24 protein-coding genes are annotated in these 26,745 nt (G+C 59.3%); 11 read left to right on the plus strand and 13 right to left on the minus strand.

The genetic code is table 11. The annotated features are described in order from the left end of the window. Nucleotides 1–49: 49 nt before the first annotated feature. Nucleotides 50–736, plus strand: coding sequence for a rhomboid family intramembrane serine protease (locus ACR0L4_RS07380; protein WP_480511755.1), 687 nt, complete (start codon nucleotides 50–52; stop codon nucleotides 734–736). On the opposite strand, the gene murJ is transcribed toward ACR0L4_RS07380, so the two are convergent. Genes murJ through ACR0L4_RS07395 form a run of 3 tightly spaced genes read right to left on the minus strand, consistent with a single transcriptional unit; the run spans nucleotide 737 to nucleotide 6,226 of the window. Continuing rightward, entirely contained in the window at nucleotides 737–2,278 is a 1,542-nt protein-coding gene (gene murJ, locus ACR0L4_RS07385; RefSeq protein WP_170749867.1) for a murein biosynthesis integral membrane protein MurJ, read from the minus strand. It lies immediately after the preceding gene. Beyond that, a complete protein-coding gene (locus ACR0L4_RS07390; RefSeq protein ID WP_480511757.1) occupies nucleotides 2,275–5,094 on the minus strand; it encodes a [protein-PII] uridylyltransferase in 2,820 nt (939 codons plus the stop codon). The genes murJ and ACR0L4_RS07390 overlap by 4 nt, the downstream gene beginning before the upstream one ends. Then, nucleotides 5,054–6,226 (minus strand): penicillin-binding protein activator, encoded by a 1,173-nt coding sequence (locus tag ACR0L4_RS07395; RefSeq protein ID WP_480511759.1) that lies wholly within the window; start codon nucleotides 6,224–6,226, stop codon nucleotides 5,054–5,056. Before ACR0L4_RS07395 ends, ACR0L4_RS07390 begins: the two co-directional genes overlap by 41 nt. An 88-nt stretch (nucleotides 6,227–6,314) precedes the next feature. Between ACR0L4_RS07395 and rsmI the strand changes: the two genes are divergently transcribed. The 3 genes from rsmI to gshB all read left to right on the plus strand — a co-directional run bounded on the left by rsmI (nucleotide 6,315) and on the right by gshB (nucleotide 8,539). Next, complete coding sequence (gene rsmI / locus ACR0L4_RS07400; RefSeq protein ID WP_480511761.1) at nucleotides 6,315–7,172, plus strand: 16S rRNA (cytidine(1402)-2'-O)-methyltransferase; 858 nt, start codon at nucleotides 6,315–6,317, stop codon at nucleotides 7,170–7,172. A 1-nt stretch (nucleotide 7,173) separates the two neighbouring features. After that, the gene (locus ACR0L4_RS07405; protein ID WP_480511763.1) at nucleotides 7,174–7,545 is read left to right on the plus strand and encodes a YraN family protein; all 372 of its coding nucleotides are present in this window, start codon (nucleotides 7,174–7,176) and stop codon (nucleotides 7,543–7,545) included. Between the two features lie 61 nt (nucleotides 7,546–7,606). Further along, the gene (gshB, locus tag ACR0L4_RS07410; protein ID WP_480511765.1) at nucleotides 7,607–8,539 is read left to right on the plus strand and encodes a glutathione synthase; all 933 of its coding nucleotides are present in this window, start codon (nucleotides 7,607–7,609) and stop codon (nucleotides 8,537–8,539) included. Here gshB and ACR0L4_RS07415 read toward each other — a convergent pair. From ACR0L4_RS07415 to cobU, 4 genes are read right to left on the minus strand one after another with little or no spacing between them, the layout of a single operon-like run. After that, nucleotides 8,536–10,050 (minus strand): YifB family Mg chelatase-like AAA ATPase, encoded by a 1,515-nt coding sequence (locus ACR0L4_RS07415; RefSeq protein ID WP_480511767.1) that lies wholly within the window; start codon nucleotides 10,048–10,050, stop codon nucleotides 8,536–8,538. The two genes, gshB and ACR0L4_RS07415, sit on opposite strands and share 4 nt — an antisense overlap. A 47-nt stretch (nucleotides 10,051–10,097) precedes the next feature. Then, nucleotides 10,098–10,982 carry a glutathione S-transferase gene (locus ACR0L4_RS07420; RefSeq protein ID WP_480511769.1) on the minus strand — a complete coding sequence of 295 codons (885 nt, stop codon included), beginning with the start codon at nucleotides 10,980–10,982 and terminating at the stop codon, nucleotides 10,098–10,100. 58 nt (nucleotides 10,983–11,040) lie between these two features. Continuing rightward, nucleotides 11,041–11,619 carry a histidine phosphatase family protein gene (locus ACR0L4_RS07425; protein ID WP_480511771.1) on the minus strand — a complete coding sequence of 193 codons (579 nt, stop codon included), beginning with the start codon at nucleotides 11,617–11,619 and terminating at the stop codon, nucleotides 11,041–11,043. Beyond that, nucleotides 11,616–12,137, minus strand: a complete 522-nt coding sequence (gene cobU / locus ACR0L4_RS07430; protein WP_480511773.1) for a bifunctional adenosylcobinamide kinase/adenosylcobinamide-phosphate guanylyltransferase — start codon at nucleotides 12,135–12,137, stop codon at nucleotides 11,616–11,618. The genes ACR0L4_RS07425 and cobU overlap by 4 nt, the downstream gene beginning before the upstream one ends. Before the next feature lie 104 nt (nucleotides 12,138–12,241). Between cobU and ACR0L4_RS07435 the strand changes: the two genes are divergently transcribed. The 6 genes from ACR0L4_RS07435 (at nucleotide 12,242) to ACR0L4_RS07460 (ending at nucleotide 19,080) form a co-directional block, all read left to right on the plus strand. After that, the gene (locus tag ACR0L4_RS07435; RefSeq protein WP_170749858.1) at nucleotides 12,242–13,120 is read left to right on the plus strand and encodes an RNA polymerase factor sigma-32; all 879 of its coding nucleotides are present in this window, start codon (nucleotides 12,242–12,244) and stop codon (nucleotides 13,118–13,120) included. Next, entirely contained in the window at nucleotides 13,117–13,941 is an 825-nt protein-coding gene (locus ACR0L4_RS07440; protein ID WP_170749857.1) for a ChaN family lipoprotein, read from the plus strand. The genes ACR0L4_RS07435 and ACR0L4_RS07440 overlap by 4 nt, the downstream gene beginning before the upstream one ends. A gap of 63 nt (nucleotides 13,942–14,004) precedes the next feature. After that, entirely contained in the window at nucleotides 14,005–15,201 is a 1,197-nt protein-coding gene (gene coaBC, locus ACR0L4_RS07445) for a bifunctional phosphopantothenoylcysteine decarboxylase/phosphopantothenate--cysteine ligase CoaBC (protein WP_480511813.1), read from the plus strand. Nucleotides 15,202–15,223: 22 nt separating this feature from the next. Beyond that, nucleotides 15,224–15,682 (plus strand): dUTP diphosphatase, encoded by a 459-nt coding sequence (gene dut / locus ACR0L4_RS07450; protein ID WP_170749856.1) that lies wholly within the window; start codon nucleotides 15,224–15,226, stop codon nucleotides 15,680–15,682. After that, nucleotides 15,682–16,731 carry a HesA/MoeB/ThiF family protein gene (locus ACR0L4_RS07455; protein WP_480511776.1) on the plus strand — a complete coding sequence of 350 codons (1,050 nt, stop codon included), beginning with the start codon at nucleotides 15,682–15,684 and terminating at the stop codon, nucleotides 16,729–16,731. The genes dut and ACR0L4_RS07455 overlap by 1 nt, the downstream gene beginning before the upstream one ends. 333 nt (nucleotides 16,732–17,064) lie before the next feature. Continuing rightward, nucleotides 17,065–19,080 (plus strand): M3 family metallopeptidase, encoded by a 2,016-nt coding sequence (locus tag ACR0L4_RS07460; protein WP_480511778.1) that lies wholly within the window; start codon nucleotides 17,065–17,067, stop codon nucleotides 19,078–19,080. Nucleotides 19,081–19,137: 57 nt separating this feature from the next. On the opposite strand, the gene ACR0L4_RS07465 is transcribed toward ACR0L4_RS07460, so the two are convergent. From ACR0L4_RS07465 to ACR0L4_RS07490, 6 genes are read right to left on the minus strand one after another with little or no spacing between them, the layout of a single operon-like run. Continuing rightward, the gene (locus tag ACR0L4_RS07465; protein ID WP_480511780.1) at nucleotides 19,138–20,070 is read right to left on the minus strand and encodes a 2-hydroxyacid dehydrogenase; all 933 of its coding nucleotides are present in this window, start codon (nucleotides 20,068–20,070) and stop codon (nucleotides 19,138–19,140) included. A gap of 15 nt (nucleotides 20,071–20,085) precedes the next feature. Beyond that, the gene (gene rodA / locus ACR0L4_RS07470; RefSeq protein ID WP_170749852.1) at nucleotides 20,086–21,225 is read right to left on the minus strand and encodes a rod shape-determining protein RodA; all 1,140 of its coding nucleotides are present in this window, start codon (nucleotides 21,223–21,225) and stop codon (nucleotides 20,086–20,088) included. Continuing rightward, on the minus strand, nucleotides 21,222–23,171 hold the full coding sequence (gene mrdA / locus ACR0L4_RS07475; protein ID WP_480511782.1) for a penicillin-binding protein 2: 1,950 nt from the start codon (nucleotides 23,169–23,171) through the stop codon (nucleotides 21,222–21,224). The genes rodA and mrdA overlap by 4 nt, the downstream gene beginning before the upstream one ends. Then, nucleotides 23,168–23,704, minus strand: a complete 537-nt coding sequence (locus ACR0L4_RS07480) for a rod shape-determining protein MreD (protein ID WP_480511784.1) — start codon at nucleotides 23,702–23,704, stop codon at nucleotides 23,168–23,170. The genes mrdA and ACR0L4_RS07480 overlap by 4 nt, the downstream gene beginning before the upstream one ends. Beyond that, nucleotides 23,697–24,599, minus strand: a complete 903-nt coding sequence (gene mreC / locus ACR0L4_RS07485) for a rod shape-determining protein MreC (RefSeq protein WP_480511786.1) — start codon at nucleotides 24,597–24,599, stop codon at nucleotides 23,697–23,699. Before mreC ends, ACR0L4_RS07480 begins: the two co-directional genes overlap by 8 nt. Before the next feature lie 58 nt (nucleotides 24,600–24,657). Further along, entirely contained in the window at nucleotides 24,658–25,704 is a 1,047-nt protein-coding gene (locus tag ACR0L4_RS07490; protein ID WP_039523195.1) for a rod shape-determining protein, read from the minus strand. Nucleotides 25,705–25,859: 155 nt separating this feature from the next. Between ACR0L4_RS07490 and ACR0L4_RS07495 the strand changes: the two genes are divergently transcribed. Further along, nucleotides 25,860–26,648, plus strand: a complete 789-nt coding sequence (locus ACR0L4_RS07495; protein ID WP_480511788.1) for a 23S rRNA (adenine(2030)-N(6))-methyltransferase RlmJ — start codon at nucleotides 25,860–25,862, stop codon at nucleotides 26,646–26,648. The last annotated feature ends 97 nt before the right edge of the window (nucleotides 26,649–26,745 follow it).

Consider the following 26,745-nt stretch of genomic DNA (forward strand, 5'->3'; position numbering starts at 1 on the left):
GCTTACCCATGAGGGTAAGGGACGTCAACAGCCGCGAAAGGCCCGCCCAATGAGCAGTGAGCATTATACACCCGCCGTGAACCCCTTGCCGCCCGTCGTGGTGGCGTTGGTTCTGTTTATCATGGGGATCGAGCTGGCCTTTACGCTGGGCGCACGTGGGCTGGTCGGAGGGCCGGCGGCAGTCGGGTGGCGGCTGGATGCGTTGCAGAACTACGCGTTCTCGGCCGATATCTTTGACTGGATGGTGCAGAACGGGCGCTGGCCCTTTGAACATGTTATCCGCTTTGTAACCTACCCCTTTGTATCGGCCAGTTTCACGCAGGCGATATTTGTCTGCGTTTTTGTATTGGCCATGGGCAAGATGGTGGGGGAAGTGTTTGGCGGCTTTCCGATGTTGCTGATCTTTGTGCTGTCCGGGGTTGGTGGTGCGCTGGCTTATGCGTTGTTTCTGAATCCTTCCTATCCGCTGGTCGGTGGCTTCCCTCCGGTATACGGGCTGATCGGGGCGTTTACTTGGCTGCTCTGGCGCAAGCTGTCTCTGGTGGGCGAGAATCAGGCCCGCGCTTTTCAGTTGATCGCGGTGCTGATGGGTATCCAGTTGATATTTGGGTTGCTGTTTGGCGGGACTTCGGATTGGGTTGCCGATCTGGGTGGGTTTGCCAGCGGTTTTGGCTTGTCGTTTTTTCTGGCGCCCGGTGGCTGGGCGCGGATCAAAGGGCGTATCCGCCGCGACTGATCAGGACCTGCGCAGGGCCGTCTTGAACTCGGACAGTTTGAATGCACCCAATAGTTGGCCCAGCGCGAAGTAGCTGAGCGCGGCGACCGTGATCAGCGCCAACAATGCCGCATAGCGCCAGCCCGGCGTCTCAAGCGTCCATCCGAACAGGTGGATGGCGGCGAACAGCACACCCCCCATCCCAACCGAAGCCACAACGATCCGTCCGGCGCGCTGCCGAAAACGGTCATCGAACCGCGCCTCATCGCCCATGCCGCGCGCGCCGATCGCCAGAAGGGCCACCATGGCCCATCCGGCGGTTGAGGCTGCAATCGCGGGCGCAATCCATCCCACCAGCGGGTAGAGACCAAAGGCCAGCACTGCATTGACGATCATCGCCACCACTGCATAGCGAAACGGCGACCGGGTATCCTCGCGCGCGAAATAGAGTGGCTGTAGCAGCTTTTGCAGCATGAAGGCGGGTAGGCCAATTCCGTAGATCGCAACAGCAAGGGCTGTGGCAGCCGTATCTTCGGCGCTGAACTGGCCCCGTTCAAACAGGACCGAAACAAGCGGATTGGGGATGATCAGGAAGGCGACGGTCGAGGGCAGGGTGAGCAGCAACATGAACTCTCCGGCACGGGAGAACGCATTGCGCGCGCCGTCTTTGTCATCCGCGCGCAGTCGACGCGAAAGGTCTGGCAACAGGACAATGCCAATGGCAATCCCTACGACCCCCAAAGGCAGTTGGTACAAGCGGTCCGCAGCAAACAACCAGCTAACTGCCTTTTCGGTTTTTGAAGCCACCAATTGGCCTACAACAAGGTTGACCTGCGTCACCCCCATGGCCAAGGCCGCCGGTAAAGCGATGCGTACCATTCGGCGCATTTCTGGCGACAGGCGTGGTCGGCCAAAGCGTATGCGGATATCGGCCCGCTCGGTCGCGATCCAGACCAGAGCCAACTGCGCCACACCGGCGATGGGGATGACGGTGATAAGCCAGCGAATAACCTCGCCCCCGGACATTGCACCAACGATCAGCGCGGTACAGGCGAAGATGTTCAACAAAACCGGAGCAGCCGCAGCTGCCGCAAACCGGCCCGTCGCGTTCAGAACACCTGAGAAAAGCGCCGCCAGCGACATGAACAGGATGTAGGGAAAGACCACATAGCCATAGTCGACCGCCAGGTCAAAGCGCTCGTCGCCATAGAACCCCTCAGCCGTCAGCCAGACCAATCCGGGCATAAACACCATCGCCAACCCAACCAGAGCCAGCACCGCTGCGGCCAGCAGGTTGAAGGCGTCTTGCGCAAAAGCTTGGGCGTCCTCTTCCCCCTCAAGCCGTTTCGAAAACATTGGCACGAAGGCCGCGTTGAACGCGCCTTCGGCAAAGAACCGGCGGAACATGTTGGGCAGGCGAAAGGCGGCGACAAAAGCGTCCATCACCGGCCCCGGACCGATATAGGCGGTCAGCAGGATTTCCCGCAGAAAGCCCAGAATCCGGCTGGCCAAAGTCCAAAAGCCCACCGTGAAGAGGCCCGAAAAAAGCCGGATCTGCTTCATGAGGCCGCGCGCTCGGCGCCTTCGGTGATGGCAGTGCGCAGTTTGGCTTCAAGCCCGCGCTGTTTGCTCTCCGAGTGGTATTTCAGACCGAACATATCCTTGACGTAGAAAGTATCCACCACCTGCTCGCCATAGGTCGCGATGACCGCGTTGGCGATGTAGACATTGGCGGCGGCAAGCGTCCGCGTCAGATCGTAAAGAAGACCGGGGCGGTCTCGGGTATCGACCTCGATGATCGTGTAAATCTCGGACCCATCGTTGTCGAAGGTGATGTGCGTTGGCACGTTGAACGCGCGTTCGCGTTTCTTGATCTTGTCGCGCGATTTGAGCGCCTCGCGCGCCACAACCTCGCCTTTCAGCGTCTTTTGGATCATTTGGGTCAGGCGGGGCAGACGGCTGGATTCGAACGGGTGGCCCTCTGCGTCCTGAATCCAGACAGCATCCGTAACATAGCCATCCTTGGTCGTATAGCTGCGCGCATCGACTACGTTGGCCCCGACCAATGCCAGCGCGCCCGCAATCCGCGCGAAGATACCTGGATGATCGCCCATGGCGAAACAGGCGCGTGTTGCGTCGCGATCTTCATCAGGATGCAACCGGATTTCCATCTCTCCCGGGTCTCCGCTGTGTTCCAGCGCGCGCAGCATCTCGGCAAATTCCACATGGGTCGCGAGGTTCAGGCCTTGCCAATAGGGCGCATAGTGACGTCCGGTTTCGGCCTTGAGATCCGCCTTGGACCAATCCGCCAGTTTGGCGCGCAGGGCCTTTTTGGCTTCTGCCCCACGATTGGCGCGGTTGAGGTCTTCCATACCGGTTTCCAAAGCGCGCTTGGTTTCGGCATGTAACGCCCGCAGCAGCGTGGCCTTCCAATTGTTCCATGTGGTTGGTCCAACGCCGCGAATGTCGCAAACGGTCAGCACGGTCAGCAGGTCCAGCCGTTTGACCGTCTTCACCGCCTTGGCAAAATCGCGCACGGTCCGCGGGTCGGAAATATCGCGTTTCTGCGCCATGTCCGACATCAACAAGTGATAGCGGACAAGCCATTCCACGGTCTCGGATTCGGATTTGTTGAGGCCCAGCCGAGGCGCCACCTTCCGCGCGATCTGCGCCCCGAGGATCGAGTGATCCTCGGGGCGGCCTTTGGCTATGTCGTGCAGTAGCAAAGCAACGTACAGCACTTTGCGATTCACGCCTCCATCCAGAATCGATGACGCCAAGGGCAGAGATTCCACCAACTCACCGCGCTCGATCTGAGCCAGGTTCACGATGCACTGAATGATGTGCTCGTCCACTGTATAGCTGTGATACATATTGAACTGCATCATCGCGACGATTGGCTCGAATTCGGGCAGAAAGGCCGACAGCACCCCCAGTTCGTTCATCCGCCGCAATGCCCGTTCCGGGTTGCCATGCTTGAGCATCAGATCAAGGAAGATGCGCCGCGCTTCCTTGTCGTTGCGCATGTCTTCATCGATCAGATTCAGGTTCGCTGTCACCAGCCGCATGGCGTCCGGGTGGATCAGCATACCTGTGCGCAGACCTTCCTCGAACAGGCGCAACAGGTTGAGCTTGTCGGCCAAAAACGCATCTGGATCGGCAATATCCAGACGCCCATGCACTACGCTGTATCCCGGCTTCACCCTTGGACGACGCCTGAAAATGCGTTCCATCAGCGGCGCGCTCTTCATATGCAGCGCCTCCAGTTTGGTCAGGAAGATCCGCGTCAGTTCTCCGACTTTGGTGGCTTCGCGGAAATAGCGCTGCATGAACACTTCGACGGCCCGCCGCCCGGCCCGGTCCTCATACCCCATGCGCGCAGCGACCTCGACCTGCATGTCGAATGTCAGCTGTTCGGTCGCGCGGCCCGTGACCAGATGGAGATGAGATCGGACGGCCCAGAGGAAATCTTCGGCCTCGACAAAGGTCTTGAACTCTTCGGGTGTGAACAGACCCAGCGGGACCAACTCGGCCACGTCCTGAACGCCATAGACGTATTTTGCGATCCAATAGAGTGATTGCAGGTCGCGCAACCCGCCTTTGCCCTCTTTCACGTTGGGCTCAACCATGTAGCGCTGACCCTGTTTGAGGTGCCGTTCATCGCGCTCGTGCAATTTGGCTTCGATGAATTCGCGCTCGGTCCCTTTGAACAACTCGGATTTCAGGCGTTGATCCAGCGCTTCGGCCAGCGCCATGTTGCCAGCAAGGTAGCGCTGCTCAAGCATCGCGGTACGGATGGTGAAATCGTCGGCCCCCAAGCGCAGGCAGTCTTTGATCGTGCGCGAGGAATGCCCAACCTTGAGCCGAAGATCCCACAGGATGTAAAGCATCGATTCGATCACGCTCTCGGCCCAGGCCGTGATCTTGTAGGGGGTCAGGAAAAGAAGATCGACATCTGATGACGGTGCCATTTCACCGCGACCATAGCCGCCGACCGCCAGAACCGAGATCCGCTCGCCCTGCGTCGGTGTGGCCAGCGGGTGCAGATGCTCACTTGATATCCGCATCGCTGTGCAGACCAGACGATCCGTGAGATAGGTGTAGGACCGGGTCAGCGGACGTGCGTCGAACGGCCGTTTCGCAAAGGCTTTGGCTATTGCGGTGCGCCCGGTTTTTTGTGCATCACGCAGGATGCGCACTGTTTCCGCGCGCATGGTTGCGTTGTCCGAACAGTCTTCAAACGCAGCGGCCAGCTGTTTGGCGACACCGGCGCTGTCAAAAATTTCCTGGGATGGGCAGATCAGTTCGGCATCGGGCACTGCCGTCATGCCGCGCCGGTCAGAAACCGGCGCCTGAGAAACTTTGTGGGGCAGGGTCAATCACAACCACCTGTTTGTTCTGGATCGTGGCGACGGCCAGACCGCGTTCATTGGTACCGTCCGAGCGCAGGCGGAAGATACCGCCAACGCCCTGAAATCCGGCATTCTGTGTCAGGGCCGCCCCTGTCAGAGCATCTGATTTGCCTTGTGCGACCAAAGCACCGATAGCGGCAATACCGTCATAGGCCAAACCGCTGATCGGGTGCGGTGCCTCGCCATAAGTTGCGTTGTACCGCTGCCGATAGGACTGAGCCTTGCCGGGGTCAGGCAGGGCAAACCAGCCACCCTGAACGCCCGGCAGTTCCAGCGTTTGTGCCGGGATATCCCACCGTGTCAGGCCGATGAATTGTGTCGTTGCCGGCGAGATACCGGCCTCTGGCAAAAGCTGGGTGAACAGAGGCAGTGCTCCGGCGGTCGTGGCCGTCAGGAACACGGAATCGGCACCGGTCGAATCGACGGTCGCTTTGACGGTTGGCACCGCATTGATGACCCCCTGTTGCGATCGGTCATAACCAACGCTTCCGGCGTTGCTGACGCGACTGCCGCCCAGTGCGGCGGCAATGGCTGACCGTCCAAGTTCGCCAGCGGCATCGTTGCTGTGCACGATGACCGTGCCGTTCTTGCCCTGACGTCCGGCGAAATTGACCAACCGGTTTGCCGTATTCTGGAAGGTTGGTCCCAGAACAAAGACGTTGCCGCCTGCGATGCTTGTGTTGTTGGAAAAGGACAGCACATTGACGTTGTTGTTCAGTACCGCAAGGCCCGCAGCATTGGCCGCTTGGGCATAAACGGGTCCAATGATGATCTTGGCACCATCCGCAACCGCTTGCTGCGCCACGGCCGAGGCCGTGCTTGCATTTCCTGCTGTGTTGTACACCCGCAGGTCTATTTGCACATTTGGCAGATCGGACATGGCAAGTCGCGCTGCATTTTCAAGACTTTGCGCCAGCGCAGCATCACCCGCCTGTCCCGACCCGCTTGGGACCAGCAACGCAACAGGCACCGGTTTGGACGTGTTGATCGATGGGCCTCCGCCAAGGCCACCAGGTTCACATGCGGCCAAAAAGGCGGCTGCGGTCAGGGCAAACGCGGTCTTCGCCAGCTTGCTTACGGGCTTGCAAACGGTAAACATCTAAAAGAAAACTCCCTGATCCGGCGGCGATGGGCGCTGCTGTTCTATCGAGCCGCGATAATAAACGTCACGGTGTGAGGGTCCAGCTTTGAATTACCAAAAAATCAGATTGGCTGCGGGCCTGTATTTTGTTGCCACTCCGATCGGAACCGCACGCGACATTACGCTCAGGGCGTTGGATGTACTGGCCTCGGCCGACGTGATCGCGGCGGAAGACACCCGCAGTCTGCGCCGATTGATGGAGATACACGGCGTTCCTCTCGAAGGGCGGCGCATTCAGGCCTATCACGACCACAGCGGAGCGGGCGCGCGTGGCAAGATACTGGATGCACTGAAACAAGGGCTGTCGGTGGCGTATGCCTCAGAGGCAGGAATGCCACTGATTGCAGATCCGGGTTATGATCTTGGACGACAGGCCGCCGAAGCCGGACATTCGGTAACCTGCGCACCGGGTCCGTCCGCCGCGCTGGCTGCTTTGACGTTGGCGGGTTTGCCTACAGACGCATTCTTTTTTGCGGGTTTTTTGCCCAACGCATCAGGCGCTCGCCGCAGTCGTATTGAGGTGTTGCGGGATATTCCGGGAACACTGGTATTCTACGAATCACCCAAGCGTGTTGCCGCCGCTTTGTCCGATCTTGCAGCGGGTCTCGGGGGCGACCGTCAGGCCGCCCTGTGTCGCGAGCTGACCAAGAAATTCGAAGAAGTTCGGCGCGGCACACTGGGAGAGTTGGCCGAAGCCTATCATGGTCAGACGGTCAAGGGTGAGGTGGTGCTGCTGGTCGACCGCAGCCATTCGCAAAGCGTTAACGAATCCGAGGTAGAAGAGGCATTGAAACAGGCGTTGCAAACCCAATCGGTTCGGGATGCGGCCGATCTGGTGTCGAAGATGTATGATCTGCCCCGGCGCCCGATCTATCAGAAGGCTTTGAAACTGGGAAAGGGTTGATATGGCACAGCGCGCGATTCGGGGGTCGTTGTCCTACCACGCCGGACAATCGGCAGAATTGCGGGTTGCAACGGATTATGAACGCCGCGGATTCTCGATTGCCCACAGGCGCTGGCGCTGCGCATCTGGTGAGGTCGACCTGATCGCGCGGGATGGCGACGGGTTGGTCTTCATCGAAGTCAAGAAAAGCGCCAGTTTCGACATGGCCGCCGCACGAATTTCCAGGCGCCAAACCCAGCGGATTTATGCGTCTGCCGCTCAATTTCTGGAAAACGAACCTGACGGACAGTTAACCAATGTGCGGTTCGATGTGGCACTGGTTGATGGCACAGGTGCGGTTCAAATCATCGAAAACGCGTTTGGACAGCTCTAAGCCCCATTGAACCCCTTGGCCCTCTGCGCCATGTATCTTGCGTGAAGTTGAGGGACAAGCCATGAAAATCGCCTTTCAAATGGACCCGATCGGGGCCGTGGACATCAATGCCGACAGCTCTTTCCGTCTGGCGGAAGAGGCGCAGGCTCGCGGCCACGAGCTGTTTTTCTATGGACCTGACCAGTTGGCCTATCAGGAGGGCCGGATCACCGCGCGCGGGCGGGACATGACCGTCCAGCGGGTCGCCGGCAATCCCGCTGTTTTGGGCTCGGAACGTCAGGTGGATCTGGCCGAATTCGATGTGATCTGGTTGCGTCAGGACCCGCCGTTCGACATGCACTATATCACCTCAACCCACCTTTTGGATCGGCTGAAAGGGCAGGCGCTGGTGGTAAATGACCCGTTTTGGGTTCGGAACTATCCCGAAAAGCTGTTGGTTCTGGATTTTCCGGATCTGACGCCGCCGACAACAATCGCGCGGGATTTCCAGACCATCAAGGCGTTCAAAGACAAACATGAGGACGTCATTTTGAAACCGCTTTATGGCAACGGCGGTGCAGGTGTCTTTCGGTTGGACGCAAATGATCGCAATCTCACATCGCTACATGAACTGTTCACCGGATTTTCGCGCGAGCCGTTGATTGTCCAGAAATTCTTGCCTGACGTTAAGAACGGCGACAAACGAGTGATCCTTGTGGACGGAGTGCCGGTGGGGGCCATAAACCGCGTTCCAGCAGAAGGTGAAACCCGTTCGAACATGCATGTGGGCGGACGGCCCGAAAAGATCGGGTTGACCGAGCGTGATTTGGAAATCTGTGCGGCGATTGGTCCGCTTTTGAAGGAAAGAGGTCAGATTTTTGTCGGAATCGACGTGATTGGCGACTACCTGACCGAGATCAACGTGACCTCGCCCACCGGCATTCAGGAACTTGAACGGTTTAATGGTGAGAACATCGCCGAAAAGATTTGGCAGGCGATTGAGGCGAAAGTCTAGGCCATGACCTTAGCGCTGATGCGAAAGCTCAGTGCCTCGGCCACATGAGGTCTGCGAATGTCGGGCTCACCGTCAAGGTCAGCAATGGTCCGCGCGACACGTAGTAATCGGTGAAACGCCCGTGCAGACAGACCGAACCGGTCGGCAGCCTTCAGCAGCAGCGCCTTTCCTTCTGCGTCTGGGGCTGCGACCTCTTCCATCAACTTGCCTTCGATGTCTGCATTCTGGCGCACCGACCCATGGCCTTCAAACCGTGCGGTCTGAATGGCCCGCGCTTGTCCAACCCGCGCCGCCACGGTTGAAGAGCTGTCGCCGGACGGTGGCAGGTCAAGATCGGTGAAGGCCACTGGCGGCACTTCGATCCGCAAATCGAACCTGTCCATCAACGGGCCGGATATTCGGCTCAGATAGTCCTCACCACATCCAGGCGCACGGGAGCAGGCGCGCGATGGATCGGTCAGGTATCCGCATTTGCAGGGATTGGCGGCCGCGACCAACATGAAACGACAGGGGTATTTTACATGTGCGTTGGCCCGGGCGACCATAACCTCTCCGGTTTCGATCGGTTGGCGCAGGGTTTCCAGGACCGTGCGTGGGAATTCCGGGAATTCATCCATGAACAGAACGCCGTTATGCGCCAGAGAAATCTCTCCGGGTTTGGCACCTTTCCCGCCGCCGACGATTGCGGCCATTGATGCCGTGTGGTGGGGTTCGCGAAAGGGCCGCGCGCGGCTGATCCCGCCTTCGTCTAGCAGCCCGCACAGAGACTGGATCATTGAGGTCTCCAAGGCCTCGACAGCTGTCAGCGGTGGCAGGATGCCGGGCAGGCGGGCGGCCAGCATGGATTTTCCCGATCCGGGCGTTCCGATCATGATCAGATGATGTCGCCCGGCGGCGGCGATCTCAAGGGCGCGTTTGGCGCGCTCCTGCCCTTTCACGTCCCGCAGGTCGCGGGCGCTGGGCGACAGGTTCACTTCACCAGGCTTGGCAGCCGCAAGCGGGGATTGGCCAGAAAAATGGCGCACGACGTCGCCCAGTGACCCGGCGCCGATGACCTGTGTCGCATCTACCCACGCAGCCTCGGCGCTGGAGGCGCGGGGACACAGCAACGCGCGATCCTCGGACGCGGCGGTCATCGCAGCGGGCAAGGCGCCAACAACAGGAACCAGTGATCCATCCAACGACAATTCCCCAAGCGCAACAGTCCCTTCTGCGGCGTCCGCCGGGATAATCTCGAGCGCGGACAACAGTGCGACGGCAATGGGTAAATCGAAATGACTGCCTTCTTTTGGCAGGTCGGCTGGGGAAAGGTTGATGGTGATGCGTTTCGATGGCAACGCTATTGCCATCGCACTGAGCGCGCTGCGCACCCGGTCGCGAGCTTCAGACACCGCCTTGTCCGGCAAGCCGACGATGGAAAAGGCGGGCAAACCCGGCGAGACCGCGCATTGCACCTCGACCGGGCGGGCATCGACCCCTTGAAAAGCAACGGTATGAGCGCGGGCGACCATGGCGATCCTGTTTTTGGTTAACAGGTCGTTGCTGCCATGGCGACGGTTTAGGAATGGTTAACAGATTGACGCATTGCAGTGAATTTGGGCCATGCGTCCGGGTCGGCAGCTGTCTTGTCCCGGCAGAACGGGTTGCAAAACCCCCAGCGCTGTCCGTTCAACTCCAGAAAATCGGTTACCGGGTCGCCGGAATACGGGCAGTGGGCGTTGCGGGACGGCCCCTTTGCCACCGCTTGCGTTTGTGGTGAACCCCCAACAGGCCAGGGGATCGACGGCAGGTTCTGAGGATAGGGAAACGGATCGTATTTGATTGCCAGCCCCATGGCACGCCATTGCCGGACAGAAATGTCCGACAGTAGGCCAAGGCAATAGCGGTAGTTGTCCGAAGAAATTGGCAGGCCGTAGCCGACGATGCGGGCCGCCACCGGAGTATAGAAGACGTCGACCAGCGAGTACGCCCCGAACACGGGACCATCCGACGCGCCGGAGATGCTGCGAGCATGCGCCCAGAGGGCCTCGATCCGAGCAATGTCCGACACAGTGTCTGCGGACGGGCTGAAGCCGTTCCACACATGCGCCAATTGCATCGGGCATTCCCCTCGCAGTGCGCCAAATCCTGCAACCATTTCAGCGCAAAGCCACCGGGCGGTCGCACGTGCAGCTGGATCGGTCGGCCACAAACCGGCATCGGGGTGACGTTCCGCCAGTGTTTCGGCCATTGCCAGGCTTTCCCCCACAACTGTGCCGTCAGGCAGACGCAAGGCTGGAACAAGGCGCGCAGGTGCGAGGGGTTCCATATCTGCAGCCATGGAGCCGGAATAGAGGCCAACCATGTGGCTGCGGTAGGGCAGGCCGAACTTTTCCAGCATCAACCAGCCGCGCAAGGACCAGCTGGAAAACAGGCGGTCCCCGATAAAAAGGTCATAGGTCATAAGCAAAAGATGACCGACCCCAAGAGGTCCGTAAATCAGTGATTTGTGGTCTGATAGTTCACGGAAGATGATTGATGGCTTCAACGGTCCAAGTGCCCGCGACATGCGAGATCTCGGTGACGGACAGGTTGTCGATGCGATGTGAGAACGCCTGCTGAGCATCCAGATCCAAGGCACGTTGAACCTGCGTCAGGATCACGCCGAAATGCGCGACAATCACCAGATCGGTGCCCGGATGACTGCTAATCAGGGCATCTATCGCGTTGTCTACCCGGGCGCGGACTTCATTCCAGCTTTCGCCTTTGGGGGGGCGCACATCGCCGGGGTTGTCCCAATATGCAAAAGCAAGCTCGGGGTCTTCGGCTTCGATCTCGGCGAAACCGCGCAGCTCCCATGCGCCAAAGTTGATTTCGCGCAGGTCGGGGTGGTGGGGCAGGCGTTGGCGCTGGCCTTGTATCGCCGTTGCCGTATCCGCAGCACGTGAAAGGTCCGACGAGATGACGACGGCATTGGGCGGGATGTGACTGTGAAGCCGGTCCAGGGCCGCCTGATCGCTCAGATCTGCGGGCAGATCGGACCAACCCACCATCGTCTTGGCGTGTGTGGGTCCGTGGCGCACCAGATGCAGGCGGGTCATGGCATCTTGCCCTTCAACACAACGGGTAATCCGGCTGTGACCTGTACGACCAGATCGGCCTGCGTGGCCAGTGCAACGTTCAACCGTCCCTGTGCTTCGCGAAATTGTCGGGCTAGTGCGTTGTCGGGCACGATGCCTTGGCCGACCTCATTGGAAACGACCACGATCTGCGCGGGACAGCGGCTCAGGGCGTTTAGCAAATGCGATTGCGCGGTCTCAAGATCATTCTGGGCCAGCAAATGGTTTGTCAGCCACATCGTGGCGCAATCAACCAGACAGGCCTGATCGGCGGTCAACTGTGCCAGAGCTGGCGCAAGGTCAAGTGGTTCTTCGATTGTCTTCCATTCCGCGCCGCGCTGCGAGACGTGGCGATCCACCTTTTTTTGCATCTCACCATCAAACACTTGTGATGTCGCCAGATAAACCCGATTTTTCCCTGAGGATACAATCAGTTGCTCGGCAAAGGCAGACTTTCCCGACGCGGCCCCGCCCAGTACAAAGGTTAAATTGGGTGTCACAATTCTTACCTTTCTGGTGATCCACCTGGTTTTGTTCTGCGTATCGACCATAGGTCTGCAAGGCAAGACCAACGGGCGCATGCGAAAAACATAGGGAGAGTCTCATGGCACTGGACAACGCGACCGATTTTTCGATGTCCCGTAAAGCGATGAAAGCCGAACTTCTGGACGCGGAGACCGAATTGCGACTGGCCTATGCCTGGCGCGATCAACGCGATGAAAAGGCGCTGCACCGGTTGATCACCGCCTATATGCGCCTGGCGATTTCCATGGCTGCCAAGTTCAAGCGCTACGGCGCCCCGATGAATGATCTCATTCAAGAAGCTGGCCTTGGATTGATGAAGGCGGCCGACAAGTTTGATCCGGATCGCGGTGTGCGATTCTCGACCTACGCCGTTTGGTGGATCAAGGCCAGCATTCAGGACTATGTGATGCGCAACTGGTCCATGGTGCGAACAGGGTCAACCTCGTCCCAGAAATCTTTGTTTTTCAACATGCGCCGTGTGCAGGCACGGCTCGAGCGTGAAGCAGCGACTGAAGGGCTGGAATTGGACCGCCATCAGCTGCACCAGATGATTGCGACCGAAATTGGCGTACCCCTGCGGGATGTCGAGATGATGGAAGGGCGTCTGTCCGGCTCGGATTTCTCGCTCAACGCGGTGCAGTCCGCGGACGAGGATGGGCGCGAATGGATCGATGCGCTTGAGGATGATCGCGAACAGGCAGCCGAGGCGGTGGAACATCGCCACGATACCCAGCAACTGCGTGAATGGCTTTTGACGGCAATGAAATCTCTCAACGATCGCGAAAGGTTTATCGTGCGCGAACGTAAACTGCGTGAGCCTGCCCGAACCCTTGAAAGCCTGGGCAATGAACTGGGTCTTTCAAAAGAACGCGTGCGCCAGCTTGAGGCCGCCGCCTTCACCAAGATGCGGAAGAACCTTGAAGGCCAGTCGCGCGAGGTGCAACACTTCATCGCATGAAAAAGCTTGCGATTCTGCTGTGTGTACTGACGGTTACAGTCGGCGCAGTACGTCCCGGTCTAGCCGGTGAGCTGATCTCTGATGACGTTCTGTCTGCCATGCGCGACGCCGATGTGGTGATCCTTGGCGAAATCCATGACAATCCACGCCATCACCTTGTACAGACCGAGGCCATTGATGCCATCAATCCTTCGGCTGTCGTCTGGGAAATGGTGACTGAAGAAGGCGCGCGGCGTCTGGCGCAGACTGCCGCATCGAACCCCGAGGAATTGTCCCGGATATTGCGCTGGGCGGAATCGGGTTGGCCGCCTCTCAGCATGTATTACCCGATCTTTCAGGCATCCGACGCGCCTGTCTATGGCGCAATGGTGCCGCGTGCAGCCGCCCGCGCGGCGATGGAGCGGGGTGCGGCCACAGCTTTGGGCGCGGATGCAGCGCGTTATGGGCTGACTGTGCCGCTGCCTCCGGCGGAACAGGCCGCGCGTGAGGCGGATCAGTTGGCCGCCCATTGCAATGCTCTGCCCGCTGAAGCTTTGCCGCAAATGGTTGCTATTCAGCGCCTACGCGATGCAGTTCTGACCCGATCTGTGCTGCAAGCGGTCGAGGACACCAAAGGTCCGGTCGCAGTGATCACCGGCAATGGCCACGCCCGAAAGGATCGGGGCATTCCGACATTTCTGTCGCGTTTGCAGCCGGGGTTGAAGGTCTATGTGCTGGGGCAATCAGAAGACGGCATGATCTCGGGCACCTTTGATACCGTGATCGATAGCCCAAGCGTTGATCGCGAAGACCCCTGCAAAGCCTTCGAGACACAGAATTAACTGCTGGAACTAGGCGCTGGCCTTGCCTAATGTCAGGACCGACCGGGACGGGAAGGGATGAACATGCTGGCGTCCAAACGCATTCTGCTGATTATCGGCGGTGGCATTGCGGCCTACAAATCGCTGGATCTGATCCGGCGGCTGCAGGACAGAGGGGCGTCGGTAACACCGGTGCTGACACGCGCAGCCGAGGAATTCGTAACGCCCCTTTCTGTCGCAGCACTGGCCGGTCAGAAGGCCTACCGCGATTTGTTTGATCTGACGGATGAGGCAGAGATGGGACATATTCAACTGTCCCGCTCAGCCGATCTGATCGTTGTCGCTCCGGCCACGGCCGACATGATGGGCAAGATGGCCTCCGGGCTGGCCAATGATCTGGCCTCGACCTTGCTGATGGCCACAGACACGCCGGTTTTGTGTGCGCCCGCAATGAATGTGCGCATGTGGGATCACCCGGCAACACAACGCAACCTGAAGCAGCTGCAGCACGACGGCATTCGGTTTGTCGGCCCCAACGAAGGCGACATGGCCTGTGGTGAATACGGTCCGGGCCGTATGTCCGAACCCATGGAAATTGTCGCCGCAGTCGAGGCGCAACTGGCCGACGGTCTGTTGAAGGGCAAACGCATACTGGTGACGTCCGGCCCAACGCACGAGCCGATTGATCCCGTGCGATACATCGCCAATCGCTCGTCTGGGGCGCAAGGCACCGCTGTTGCACGAGCGTTGTCGACGCTTGGGGCCGAAGTGGTCTTTGTAACGGGTCCGGCGGATATTCCGCCGCCTGAAGGCGTCGAGGTCGTGAAGGTCGAGACCGCTCAACAGATGTCGGACGCCGTGGATGCGGCCTTGCCGGTGGATGCGGGCGTTTTTGCCGCTGCTGTCGCTGACTGGCGGGTGGCCAGTGCGTCGGATCGCAAGCTGAAGAAAAGCAGTGATGGTTTACCGACGCTGGACTTTGCCGAAAACCCGGACATCCTGAAACGTGTCTCGCAGATGGAGCAAGGGCGTCCCCGCCTGGTGATTGGATTTGCGGCGGAAACCAATGATGTGGTCGAGAACGCGACCGCCAAGCGCGTGCGCAAGGGCTGCGATTGGATCGTCGCCAACGACGTCAGCCCGGCAACCGGTATCATGGGCGGGTCAGAAAATGCGGTAGTTCTCATCTCGGACACAGGGGCTGACGAATGGCCGCGCATGAGTAAGGACGAAGTGGCTCGTCGGTTGGCACAGAAGATCGCCGACACGTTGGCCGAATGATCCGGTTAAGAAAAGAGGTACAATGATGGTGGCTATCCGTGTGACACGGGAAGACGGGGCCGATGCTTCGGTTCCGCTACCTGCATATGAAACATCGGGTGCCGCCGGGGCGGACGTACGCGCCAACCTTCCGGGCGGGATGTCAATCGTGCTGGAACCCGGCCAGCGTGCTTTGGTTCCGACCGGCTTGCGGATAGAAATCCCGGCCGGCTACGAGGTGCAGGTCCGTCCTCGCTCGGGCCTCGCCTTGAAACACGGAATCACTTTGCCCAATACGCCAGGCACCATCGACAGCGACTACCGTGGTCCGCTCGGGGTGATCGTTTTGAACGCCGGGCAGGACGCGTTCGAGGTCACCCACGGCGAGCGTATCGCTCAGTTGATTGTTGCTCCGGTCGTGCAGGCCGCGTTTGAGCTGGTTGAATCCTTGGGCGACACCCAGCGTGGCACCGGTGGGTTCGGTTCCACCGGACGCGGCTGATGCTGATGGTTCTGATCCTTGCTGCCGGGTTGTGGGCGGTCGGCTATTTGGCCGGGGTTTCCCGCACGGCGCGCACGGTCTCGGTCAGCGTGTTGCTGATCGGGGTCATTCTGTCTCATCTCATTTTACCGGACGGGCACCCTCTGCGTGAGGCAACGGGTGGTTCTGCGGCCATGTGGTTGATCCTGGCAGGCGCTGCAGGTCTGGTTTTGGTGTACGGTAAAGGCCTGAAGGCGTTGCGCAATCGCGCGACGTCTACCGCAGACAAGCAACCTGTCGTGTCATCGGGTCGCTTTAGCGATACAGAACTGGAACGCTACGCCCGTCACATCGTTTTGAGGGAATTGGGTGGGCCGGGGCAAAAACGTCTGAAAAAGGCCAGGGTACTGGTGATTGGGGCCGGGGGGCTCGGCGCGCCCGCGCTGCAATATCTGGCTGCGGCAGGCGTGGGCACGATCGGAGTGATCGACGATGACGTGGTTGAAAATGCCAACCTGCAACGGCAGGTCATCCACAAAGACGCTAACATTGGAATGCCCAAAGTTTTCTCGGCTCAACAGTCGATGGTTGCGCAGAACCCCAATGTCGAGGTTCTTCCATATGATCGTCGTTTGACCGACGAGATCGCCTCAGACCTGCTGGGTGATTTCGATGTGATCCTTGATGGGACAGACAATTTTGAGACCCGCTATCTGGCGAACCGCACGGCGGCTGCTTTGGGCAAGCCGCTGATTTCTGGTGCACTATCCCAGTGGGAAGGGCAACTGAGCGTCTTCGATCCGGCCAACGACGCCCCATGTTATCAGTGTATTTTCCCCGAAGCGCCTGCTGCTGGGCTGGCTCCGTCCTGCTCTGAGGCCGGGGTGATTGGCCCGCTGCCCGGTGTCGTCGGATCGATGATGGCAGTTGAGGCAATCAAGCTGATCACGGGCGCGGGCATCGCCCTGCGCGGCGAGATGCTGATCTATGATGCGCTTTATGGGGAAAGCCGTAAGATCACGCTCTCAAAACGGGCGGATTGCCCGGTCTGCGGGAAAAACACAGACTAGGCGCAGCCGCCGCGCGCCCTGCGCGCGGCCCCGCCCAACCCCGCCAAGGCGCACCCATGGTGCGCGCTGCGGGGGCGGGAGGCTTTGTTCTTCCGCAGAAGAAGATCCAGGTAAACGATCGGATAGGCAGGGTCATTCAGCCCGGCGGAGAACGTAAAATCTCGTCTCTGGTACGAATGGCACCCGTGACCGCGAAATGATCCGCCACCGACAGGAAGGGGAAGAAGTTTCCTAGATTGGCGTCAGGCGATGCGCCGAAAATGCGGCAATGCGTGGATGACCTCTGGACCATTGGCCAGCGTCTACATAGCTTGATCTTCAAAGGAGATCCGCATGACCAACCCGATCCTGTCCGACTGGACCACCCCGTTTGAACTCGCTCCGTTCACGCAGATATCCGACGATGATTTCGCGCCTGCACTGGACGAGGCAATGCAAGCCCACAACGCCCAGATCAATGCGATTGCGTCGAACCCGGACGCGCCCAGTTTTTCCAACACGATCGAAGCGCTGGAGGCGGCGGGCGACGACCTGAACAAGGTTCTTTCCGTCTTCTTCACGGTAGCCGGGGCCGACAGCAACCCGGCCCGCGAGGCACTCCAACGCGACTTTTCACCCAAGCTTTCGGCTCATTTCTCCGGAATATCTTCCAACAAAGCCCTGTTTCACCGCGTTGCTGACCTGTGGAACCGTCGCGACGACCTTGACCTGACCGAGGAACAAGCCCGCGTTCTGATGCTGACACATCGCGGTTTTGTGCGCGCAGGCGCGGCCCTGCAAGGGGACGATGACGCTCGCATGCAGAGCATCAAATCCCGCTTGGCCTCGCTGGGCACAAGCTTCACCCAGAACCTGCTGGCGGACGAGCGGGACTGGTTCATGACCCTTGCCGAAAGCGACCTTGAAGGCCTGCCCGATTTCGTCATCGATGCCGCGCGAGCTGCAGGCAAGGAAAAAGACGCGGATGGCCCGGTGGTAACACTGTCACGGTCTCTGATTGTGCCCTTCCTGCAATTTTCACCGCGCCGCGATTTGCGCGAGAAAGCCTATCGGGCCTGGACTGCGCGCGGGGCAAATGGCGGCGACACCGACAACCGCGCCATCGCCGCAGAAATTCTGCAATTGCGGGAAGAACGGGCCGGGCTGCTGGGCTATGACAACTTCGCTGCGTACAAACTGGAAACCGAAATGGCGCAGACACCCGACCGGGTGCGCGATCTGCTGATGCAGGTTTGGGAGCCTGCCAAGGCGCGCGCCGACGCGGATGCGGATATCCTGACCGACATGATGCAACAGGATGGTGTCAACGGACCGCTCGAGGCCTGGGATTGGCGCTACTATGCCGAGAAACGCCGCAAGACCGAGCACGATTTGGATGAGGCCGCGTTGAAGCCCTACCTGCAGTTGGACCGGATGATCGAAGCCTCGTTTGCCTGTGCCAATCGCTTGTTCGGGCTGGACTTTGCGCCGTTGGATGTGCCGCTCTACCACCCCGATTGCCGCGCGTGGGAGGTGACCCGAAACGGCAATCACATCGCAGTGTTTATCGGCGACTACTTCGCGCGGGGCTCAAAACGTTCGGGCGCATGGTGCAGCGCGATGCGCGCGCAAGCAAATTTTCCCAAGGACCAAGCCCCCATTGTGATCAATGTCTGCAATTTCGCAAAGGGCGATCCTGCGCTACTGTCCTATGACGATGCGCGGACATTGTTCCACGAGTTCGGCCACGCGTTGCACCAGATGTTGTCGAATGTGACCTATGAAAGCGTCTCGGGCACCAGCGTCGCGCGGGACTTTGTTGAATTGCCCAGCCAGCTCTATGAGCACTGGCTTGAAGTCCCCGAGGTTCTGGCCGAATTCGCCACCCACGCCGAAACCGGTGAACCGATGCCGCAGGATATGCTCGACAAGGTTTTGAAAGCCGCCAATTTCGACCAGGGTTTTCAAACAGTGGAATATGTCGCCTCGGCCCTTGTTGATCTTGCGTTCCACGAAGGCGCAGCCCCCACTGACCCGATGGCAAAACAGGCTGACGTGCTGGACAGCATCGGCATGCCAGCCGCCATCGGCATGCGCCATGCAACTCCGCATTTCGCCCATGTCTTTGCGGGTGATGGATACAGCGCGGGCTACTACAGCTACATGTGGTCCGAAGTGATGGATGCTGACGCTTTCGCGGCTTTTGAAGAGGCCGGAGGGGCCTTTGACCCCGGCCGGGCAAAAGCACTGGAGGATAATATCCTGTCCACAGGCGGGTCCCGCGAGGCAGAAGAGCTGTACCTGGCCTTCCGTGGCCGAATGCCGGGTGTCGAGGCTTTGTTGAAAGGACGCGGCCTGATTGCGGCCTAGAACGGATGTCGCACCGTCATTGATTATTTGCGATCCCGGCCCGCGGGCCGGGGGATGTCAGTATCCAAGTTCGCGATCCACGAGATGCAGGAATGGCTTAGATGCTTCGCCGCGCCGAATGTTCTCGACGATCACCTGCGCAGCCGTCACCGGACGGGTCTCGGAGGCGATGTGCGGTGTGACAGTCACGTTGGGATGCGCCCAAAAGGAATGATCGCCGGGCAAAGGTTCCACGCGGAATACGTCCAGCGTTGCATGCCCAATTTGCCCTGAATTCAATGCACATAGCAGGGCGTCATCGTCTATCAACGGTCCGCGCCCCGGATTGATGATCCGCGCGCCCTTTGGCAGCAAGCCGAGTGTCCGGGAATTCAGCATGTTTTCCGTGGCGGGCGTATCAGGCAGCAACAGGACGACGATCTCGGCCTCCGACAACGCTTCTTGCAGCCCATCCTTTCCACTCAAACAGTTGACACCCGGTACCTTCTTGGCGGTTCGACTCCAACCGGTGACTTTGAAGTTCAATGCAGTCAGAGCCTGGGCTGCGGCTTGTCCCAACGTGCCAAGGCCCAAAACGCAGACCTGACGCTCGGTCGCCAGTGGCGGCGCGTCGGGTGTCCAGACACCATCCTGCATCGTGATGTGCTGATCCATGCCCAGGTGGTATCGCAACACATGACCGACGACCCATTCGGTCATGCCTTGTGTCAAACCGTGATCTACCATCCGCGCCAAGGGGACGGTCAGCGTTTCGTTGCCCGCAATCTGTTCGACCCCGGCCCAAAGGCTCAGAACAGCCTTTAGCCGTGTGTAAGGTGTAAAATCCAGCAATCCTGCGTTGGGGGCATAGACCACATAGTCCACCTGATCCGGTTCAAATTCAGTTGCCAGATGAAACTCTATACCCGCATCGTTCAGACCTTTGGACAGTAGCGGTTCGTAGATTGGCCAAAGCTCCGGGCGCGCGGAAAACAGGATGTTCACGGGCATGGCTGATCTTTCCATTTAGCGTGGGCGATGAATATGGGCGCTTTGCACGATGCCAAAAGCGGCCATAAGAACCAACATGGCCGAACCCCCATAACTGACCATGGGCAGCGGAACACCCACGACGGGGGCAAGCCCCATGACCATCGACATGTTGACGGCAAAGAACAGGAAGAAATTCAGCGCGATACCCAAAGTGACGAGCGATGAGAACCGATCCTTGGTCGACAGGGCAGTGACCATGCAAAAGACCAGGATCAGTGTGTAAAGCACCAGCAGGGTAATGCCGCCGACAAAGCCGAACTCTTCCGCCAGCGTGGTAAAAATGAAATCCGTGTGCTTTTCGGGCAGGAAGTTCAGCCGCGATTGTGTGCCCTGCATGAATCCGCGACCGTTCCATCCGCCCGAACCCAAGGCGATCTTTGACTGGGTGATATGATAGCCCGCGCCCAGCGGGTCGGTCGACGGATCCAGAAACGTGTCGATCCGCCGGAACTGATAGTCTTTCAGCAACTGCCAATCGGTCCCACGGCTGTTGAAGACAGTGCCAATCAAACCAACCACGGCCGCGATCACCGCCGCGAAATAGGCCCAATGGACACCGGCCAGAAACATCAGCCCTCCACCTGCGGCCAGCAGCAGGATCGAGGTGCCAAGGTCCGGTTGCCGCAACACCATGAAGGTGGGGATCAGGATCAGAACAACCGGGATCAATACCCAAAGCGGACGCGAGGTTTTGTGCGACGGCAGCCAGTCATAGTAGGCCGCCAACAGCATCACCAATGCGACCTTCATCACCTCGGAGGGCTGCAGCCGCATGAACCCAAGGTCGATCCAGCGTTGCGCGCCCATGCCGATGGTTCCGAAAAGTTCAACAAATACAAGCAACGCGATCGAGCCCAGATAGGCCAGCACCGACATGTTTCGCCAAAACCAGATCGGGACCAGCGCGATGATGAACATCGCCGTCAGGCCGAGGCCAAATCGCTCCATCTGAGGCTCGGCCCAAGGCAGCCACGAGCCGCCAGCCACGGAATACAACATCAGGAATCCGGCGCTGGCCGTGCTGATCAGCAACAGCGTTAGCGGCCAGTTCATGTACAGAAATTTGCGTATCCCCGAAGGTGTGGATTTTACAGCATATTCAAGATAGCTCATGCGCGGTCCTTTTCATCGGGACGCGCTTTGGGGCGACGGTCGCCCTCGAGCCGTTTTTGCTGTTCCTTGATGCGTTCGCGGTCGCCAGCCGGATAGGCTTCTAAAGGGGGGGTCCCGCTGTAGAGCGCCTGCAACATGATGTCCCGCGCCACAGGGGCGGCTGCCTTGGATCCGCCGCCGCCGTGTTCCACCACAACCGCGATGGCGTATTTGGGATTGTCATATGGGGCATAGCTGACGAACAGGGCGTGGTCGCGCCGCTCCCAAGGCAGATCCTCGTTTCGGATCACCCCGGCGGCCCGTTCGGCCTTGGTGATATTGCGCACCTGACTGGTGCCTGTCTTGCCCGCCATGCGGAACTCGTCCGCGATGATCCGGCTGCGATATGCGGTTCCGCGTCGGTCGTTCGACACAGCCCACATCGCCTCGCGGATGTAGTGCAGGTTCGAGGCGCTGATGTTCAGCGGCTCACCCGCTCCGCTGGCCTGTTCGACCCCGTCTATCGACCGCACCAGACGGGGCGATACCGCGCGCCCAGTGGCGATCCGTGCGGTCATCACGGCCAATTGCATAGGCGACGCCAGCATGAATCCCTGCCCGATAGAGGCATTGGCCGTATCGCCAACCAGCCAGTCTTCGCCATGGATACGCTGTTTCCATTCCTGATTGGGCGCCAAACCGGCGCGCACGGCAGACATCGGGATATCGTGCTTGATGCCTAACCCAAGAGTGCGCGCCATATCAGAGATTCTGTCGATCCCGACTTTCAATGCCACATCGTAGTAATAGACGTCGCAACTGCGCTTCAGCGATGTGTTAAGGTCAACCATGCCATGACCTCCCCGTTTCCAGCAGTGGAAACGGCGGCTGCCGACCTTCAGGTGGCCGGGGCAGTAGACGGTGTTGCCCGGTCCGATAACGCCAGCCTCAAGCGCGGCCAAAGCAGTGACCATTTTGAAGGTCGATCCGGGCGGGTATGTGCCCTGTACCGTCTTGTTTGCCAGCGGGCGGTATTTGTCCTGCGTCAGGATCTGGTAATCCGCGACCGAGATACCGCGCACAAACAGGTTGGGGTCGAAACTGGGGGCCGAGGCCATCGCCCGCAGATCTCCGGTTTCGCAGTCAATGACAACGGCGGCGGCGCTTTCTCCGGCAAGCCGTGCCTGAGCGTATTGTTGCAGGTCCGCGTCGACCGAGAGCTGCAGATCAGCGCCGGGTTGGCCTTCCTGCCGATCCAGCTCGCGCATGACGCGGCCCGTGGCATTGACCTCGACCCTTTTGGAGCCGGCTCTGCCGCGCAGTTCGATCTCTTGTCTGGCTTCTAGACCCACCTTGCCGATCTGGAACCGCGGGATGCGCAGCACCGGTTCGGGGTCTTCGATCTGGCTGAGGTCATAGTCACTGACCGGACCGACATAGCCCACGATATGGGCAAAGTCCTCGTATCGCGGATATTGGCGGGTTTGCCCGACTTCGGGAATGACGCCCGGCAGTGCAGGCGCGTTGACTGCAACCTTGGAAATATCTTCCCATGTGACCTGATCGGCCAATGTGACCGGCAGGAACGGAGCCGAACGTCGCATTTCGGTGCGGGCGCGTTCAATCTCGTCCCCGTTCAACGGGATCAGCTCGGACAACTTGGCGATCACCTTGTCGATGTCACCAGCATCTTCGCGTACGATGACAATGCGATAAGACGGGGAGTTCTGACTTATAACTTGCCCGTTACGGTCATAGATGCGCCCGCGAGTTGGGGGTATCAGACGAATATTGATGCGGTTTTCTTCGGCCAACAGACGATATTCATCGGCCTGATCGACCTGCATATACCGCATTCGGGCAGCCAACCCGCCAACGAACACCGCTTGCAGGCCACCCAGGACAAAGGCCCGCCGAGGTAAGCGTTTATACGCAAGGCCTTCGGTTTTGGTCTTGCGTTGTTTCATGCCCGGGCCCCCGTAGCGCTTGCATCCGCGGCTGAAACACGACGCACGCCGAATACGCTTTGGCTTAACAATACTATGGCCGGGTAGACCGCAATTGTCAGCACAAGCTGTATCACGACCGGTAGAAATGCCGCTTGATCAACTGAAAGAACGGCAAGGATGATACGGTTGGCCAGAAAGACACCGGCAACAACGATACTGACCGAGGTCCATTCTGCGACAAACCCCGCATCTCTCGTCCCCGGTGCCGCCGCGCGCAAATAGGCCGTACCAAGAACAACCAGTGCCGCCAGTAGCCCCGGTGGGCGTTGCAACAGAAAATCTGCGAGCAACATAACCAGCGCGATCAGAATTGTCGGGACATAGTCAGGCCGACGTAGAACCCACGCAAAGGTGAGCGCGGTCAGCGTGTCAGGAAATGGCCAGCGATCAGGTTGCGTGTCCAGCGGTAGCAGGTGCAGAAACAAGACAAACACTGCCAGCGCGATGTACAGCCCGCGCATCACCCATATGTGCGAGGCCGGTTTATCCATCTCCTGCCTCTTCGGGTGTCAGGGCGGCCGCAGGCCGGGCAGGGCCGACGATCCGACCTGGATCGCGGATGGGTGGGGCCGAGTTGAATCGCAGCACACGCAGGAATTCCAACCGTTCGAAATCCGCCGAAAGGCGAACGCGCAGGCGGCCTCCGGGGTCTGCGGCAATCTGGCCAATCAGCAATCCCGCCGGAAACACACCGCCATCCCCCGAGGTCACGACGCGGTCGCCAGGGCGCACCAGTTCGCGATTTTCCAAAAACTCAACGACGGGTGCCGGAGTGTTGTCGCCCGCGATCAGAGCAGTTTGACCTGAGGGTTGAATGGTCGCTGGAATCGCGCTTGAGGCGTCGGTCATCAAAATGACACGCGCAGTATCGGGGCCAACACCCGAGATGCGGCCAACCAGGCCGATCCCGTCCATAGTGGCCCAGCCATCGACGATCCCATCCCGTTCGCCTACATTCAACAGGACTGATTGCCGGAAGGGTGAGCCACTGTCGGCCATGACGACGCCGGTCACGTATGTCAGGCGCGGATCGAGGCGAACATTGTTCAGATCCAACAACCGGGCGTTTTCCTGCTCAAGTTGCAGGGCCGCCTCTTTCCAGGCACGCATCAGGCGCAGTTCAGAACGCAGTTCGCGGTTCTGTTCGCTCAGGCGCTGGTAGCTTTGGAAATCGCGGACCAGATTGACGGTCGCGGTGACCGGCACCATGGCCCATTCCATCGACGGCACAACGGCGTCCACCACCTGAGCACGGAAACGCTCGACCCGCGGACTGTCGATCCGCCAGACGACAAAGATGCCCAACAAGCACAGAACGATGATCCCCAGCAACAAACGGCGCAGTGGGGCCGTGTAGTCGTCGCGCTGTGATCGGTCTTTTGCCACAGGTTACCTTCCCGTGCTGCTCGTGCCGAATTAACCCTTCTTTCAGAGGGTGCGCGCCTTAGCTTTCGTAGTCAATCGCGTGGCGCAGCTGTTTTTCGTATTCTAGCGCCTTGCCGGTGCCCAAAGCCACACAATTCAGGCTTTCATCGGCAATTGACACGGCCAGACCCGTCTGTTCGCGCAGCGCAAGGTCCAGATCACCCAGCAGCGCGCCGCCGCCGGTCAGCATCACGCCCCGGTCCACAATATCTGCGGCCAGATCGGGTGGCGTGGTTTCCAGTGCGGTCATCACGGCCTCGCATATCTGCTGCACCGGTTCGGACAAGGCCTCGGCCACCTGCGCCTGACTGATCTCGATTTCTTTCGGCACGCCGTTCAGCAAGTCGCGGCCCCGGATATGCATCGACTGACCGCGGCCATCGTCAGGCATCCGAGCGGTGCCGATGGTGGTCTTGATGCGCTCAGCTGTAGACTCACCTACAAGCAAGTTCTGCTGGCGACGCAGATACGAGATGATGGCCTCATCCATCCGGTCTCCACCAACACGGACCGAACGGGCGTAAACGATGTCACCCAAGGACAGGACCGCAACTTCGGTCGTCCCGCCGCCGATATCGACAACCATGTTGCCGGTCGGGTCGGTGATGGGCATGCCGGCGCCAATCGCTGCCGCAATCGGTTCGGCAATCAGGCCCGCGCGGCGCGCGCCTGCGGACAAAACCGATTGACGAATGGCGCGTTTTTCAACCGGTGTCGCGCCATGAGGGACACAGACGATGATTTTAGGCTTCGAAAACGTCGAGCGTTTGTGAACCTTGCGGATAAAGTGCTTGATCATTTCTTCGGCCGTGTCGAAGTCGGCGATTACACCTTCCCGCATTGGGCGGATCGCCTCGATCGACCCTGGGGTCCGGCCCAGCATCAGCTTGGCGTCTTCGCCGACCGCCAGAACCTTTTTCACACCGTCCTTGACGTGATAGGCCACGACTGAGGGTTCAGAAAGGATTACACCGCGGCCTTTGACATAAACCAGCGTGTTTGCCGTCCCAAGGTCGATAGCCATATCCGCTGTGAACAGGCCGCCCAGATTGCCAAAGATCCCCATATTTCCCCTGATCCTGTATGTCGGTTTTTCTACTGCCCGCGACTCGACGGTTCCGGGACGGATGACTTATAGGGTGCCAACTCGCCCGGTAAAAGGGCTGATTCCGCGGCAATCAGCACCTTTTCGCCTCAATTGCAGGGACTTTAGAAGGCAATATGCTCTCATATCAACACATTTACCACGCCGGGAATCTGGCTGACGTGCAAAAGCACGCTTTATTGGCATGGACGCTGTCCTATCTGACCCGCAAGGACAAACCACTAACTTACCTCGAAACCCATGCCGGGCGTGGCCTCTATCGTCTGGATTCGGATGAGGCTCGCAAAACCGGAGAGGCCGAAGTTGGTATTCAACGGGTACAGCGCGAAGACTGGTTCGGCGAAGATCATCCCCTTGTGCAAGCCATCTTGGCCACGCGGGTCAGATATGGCGCCGAGTGCTATCCCGGTTCACCTTTGATTGCTGCCAATTTGCTGCGTCCTCAGGACAGTCTGCAATTCGCTGAACTGCACCCCCAGGAGTGTACAGCGCTGTCGCAGGTTGTGCCCGGACGCAATGCCCGAGTGTACAAGCAGGACGGGTATGAACTGGCTCAGTCCCTGCTGCCACCCACGCCCCGGCGCGGTATGGCGCTGGTCGATCCAAGCTATGAGGTGAAATCGGAATATGACCGTCTGCCCGGGCTCATCGCCAAGCTGCATCGGAAATGGAATGTGGGTGTGATTGCGCTATGGTATCCGATCCTTGTCGACGGGCGTCACACGCCGATGATCGAAGCATTGGTTGCTCAGACATTTCCCAAAGCCATTCGGCACGAAGTCACCTTTCCAACAGCCCGCAAGGGGCACGGTATGGTCGGGTCCGGCATGTTTGTGATCAACGCACCTTTTGGTTTCAAAGAAGAGACAGAGCGGCTTTCGAGCCTGTTCGAGCGACTTAGTTGAGGCTTGAGAGAGATATGAACTGCTCCCGCCTCTCTTGCCTGCATCAGAGATGCCGTCAATAGAGTTGGGCCCGGCAGCGCGCCGTTGGCGCGCTGCC

It is taken from the genome of Ruegeria sp. AB5 (genome assembly GCF_056542645.1).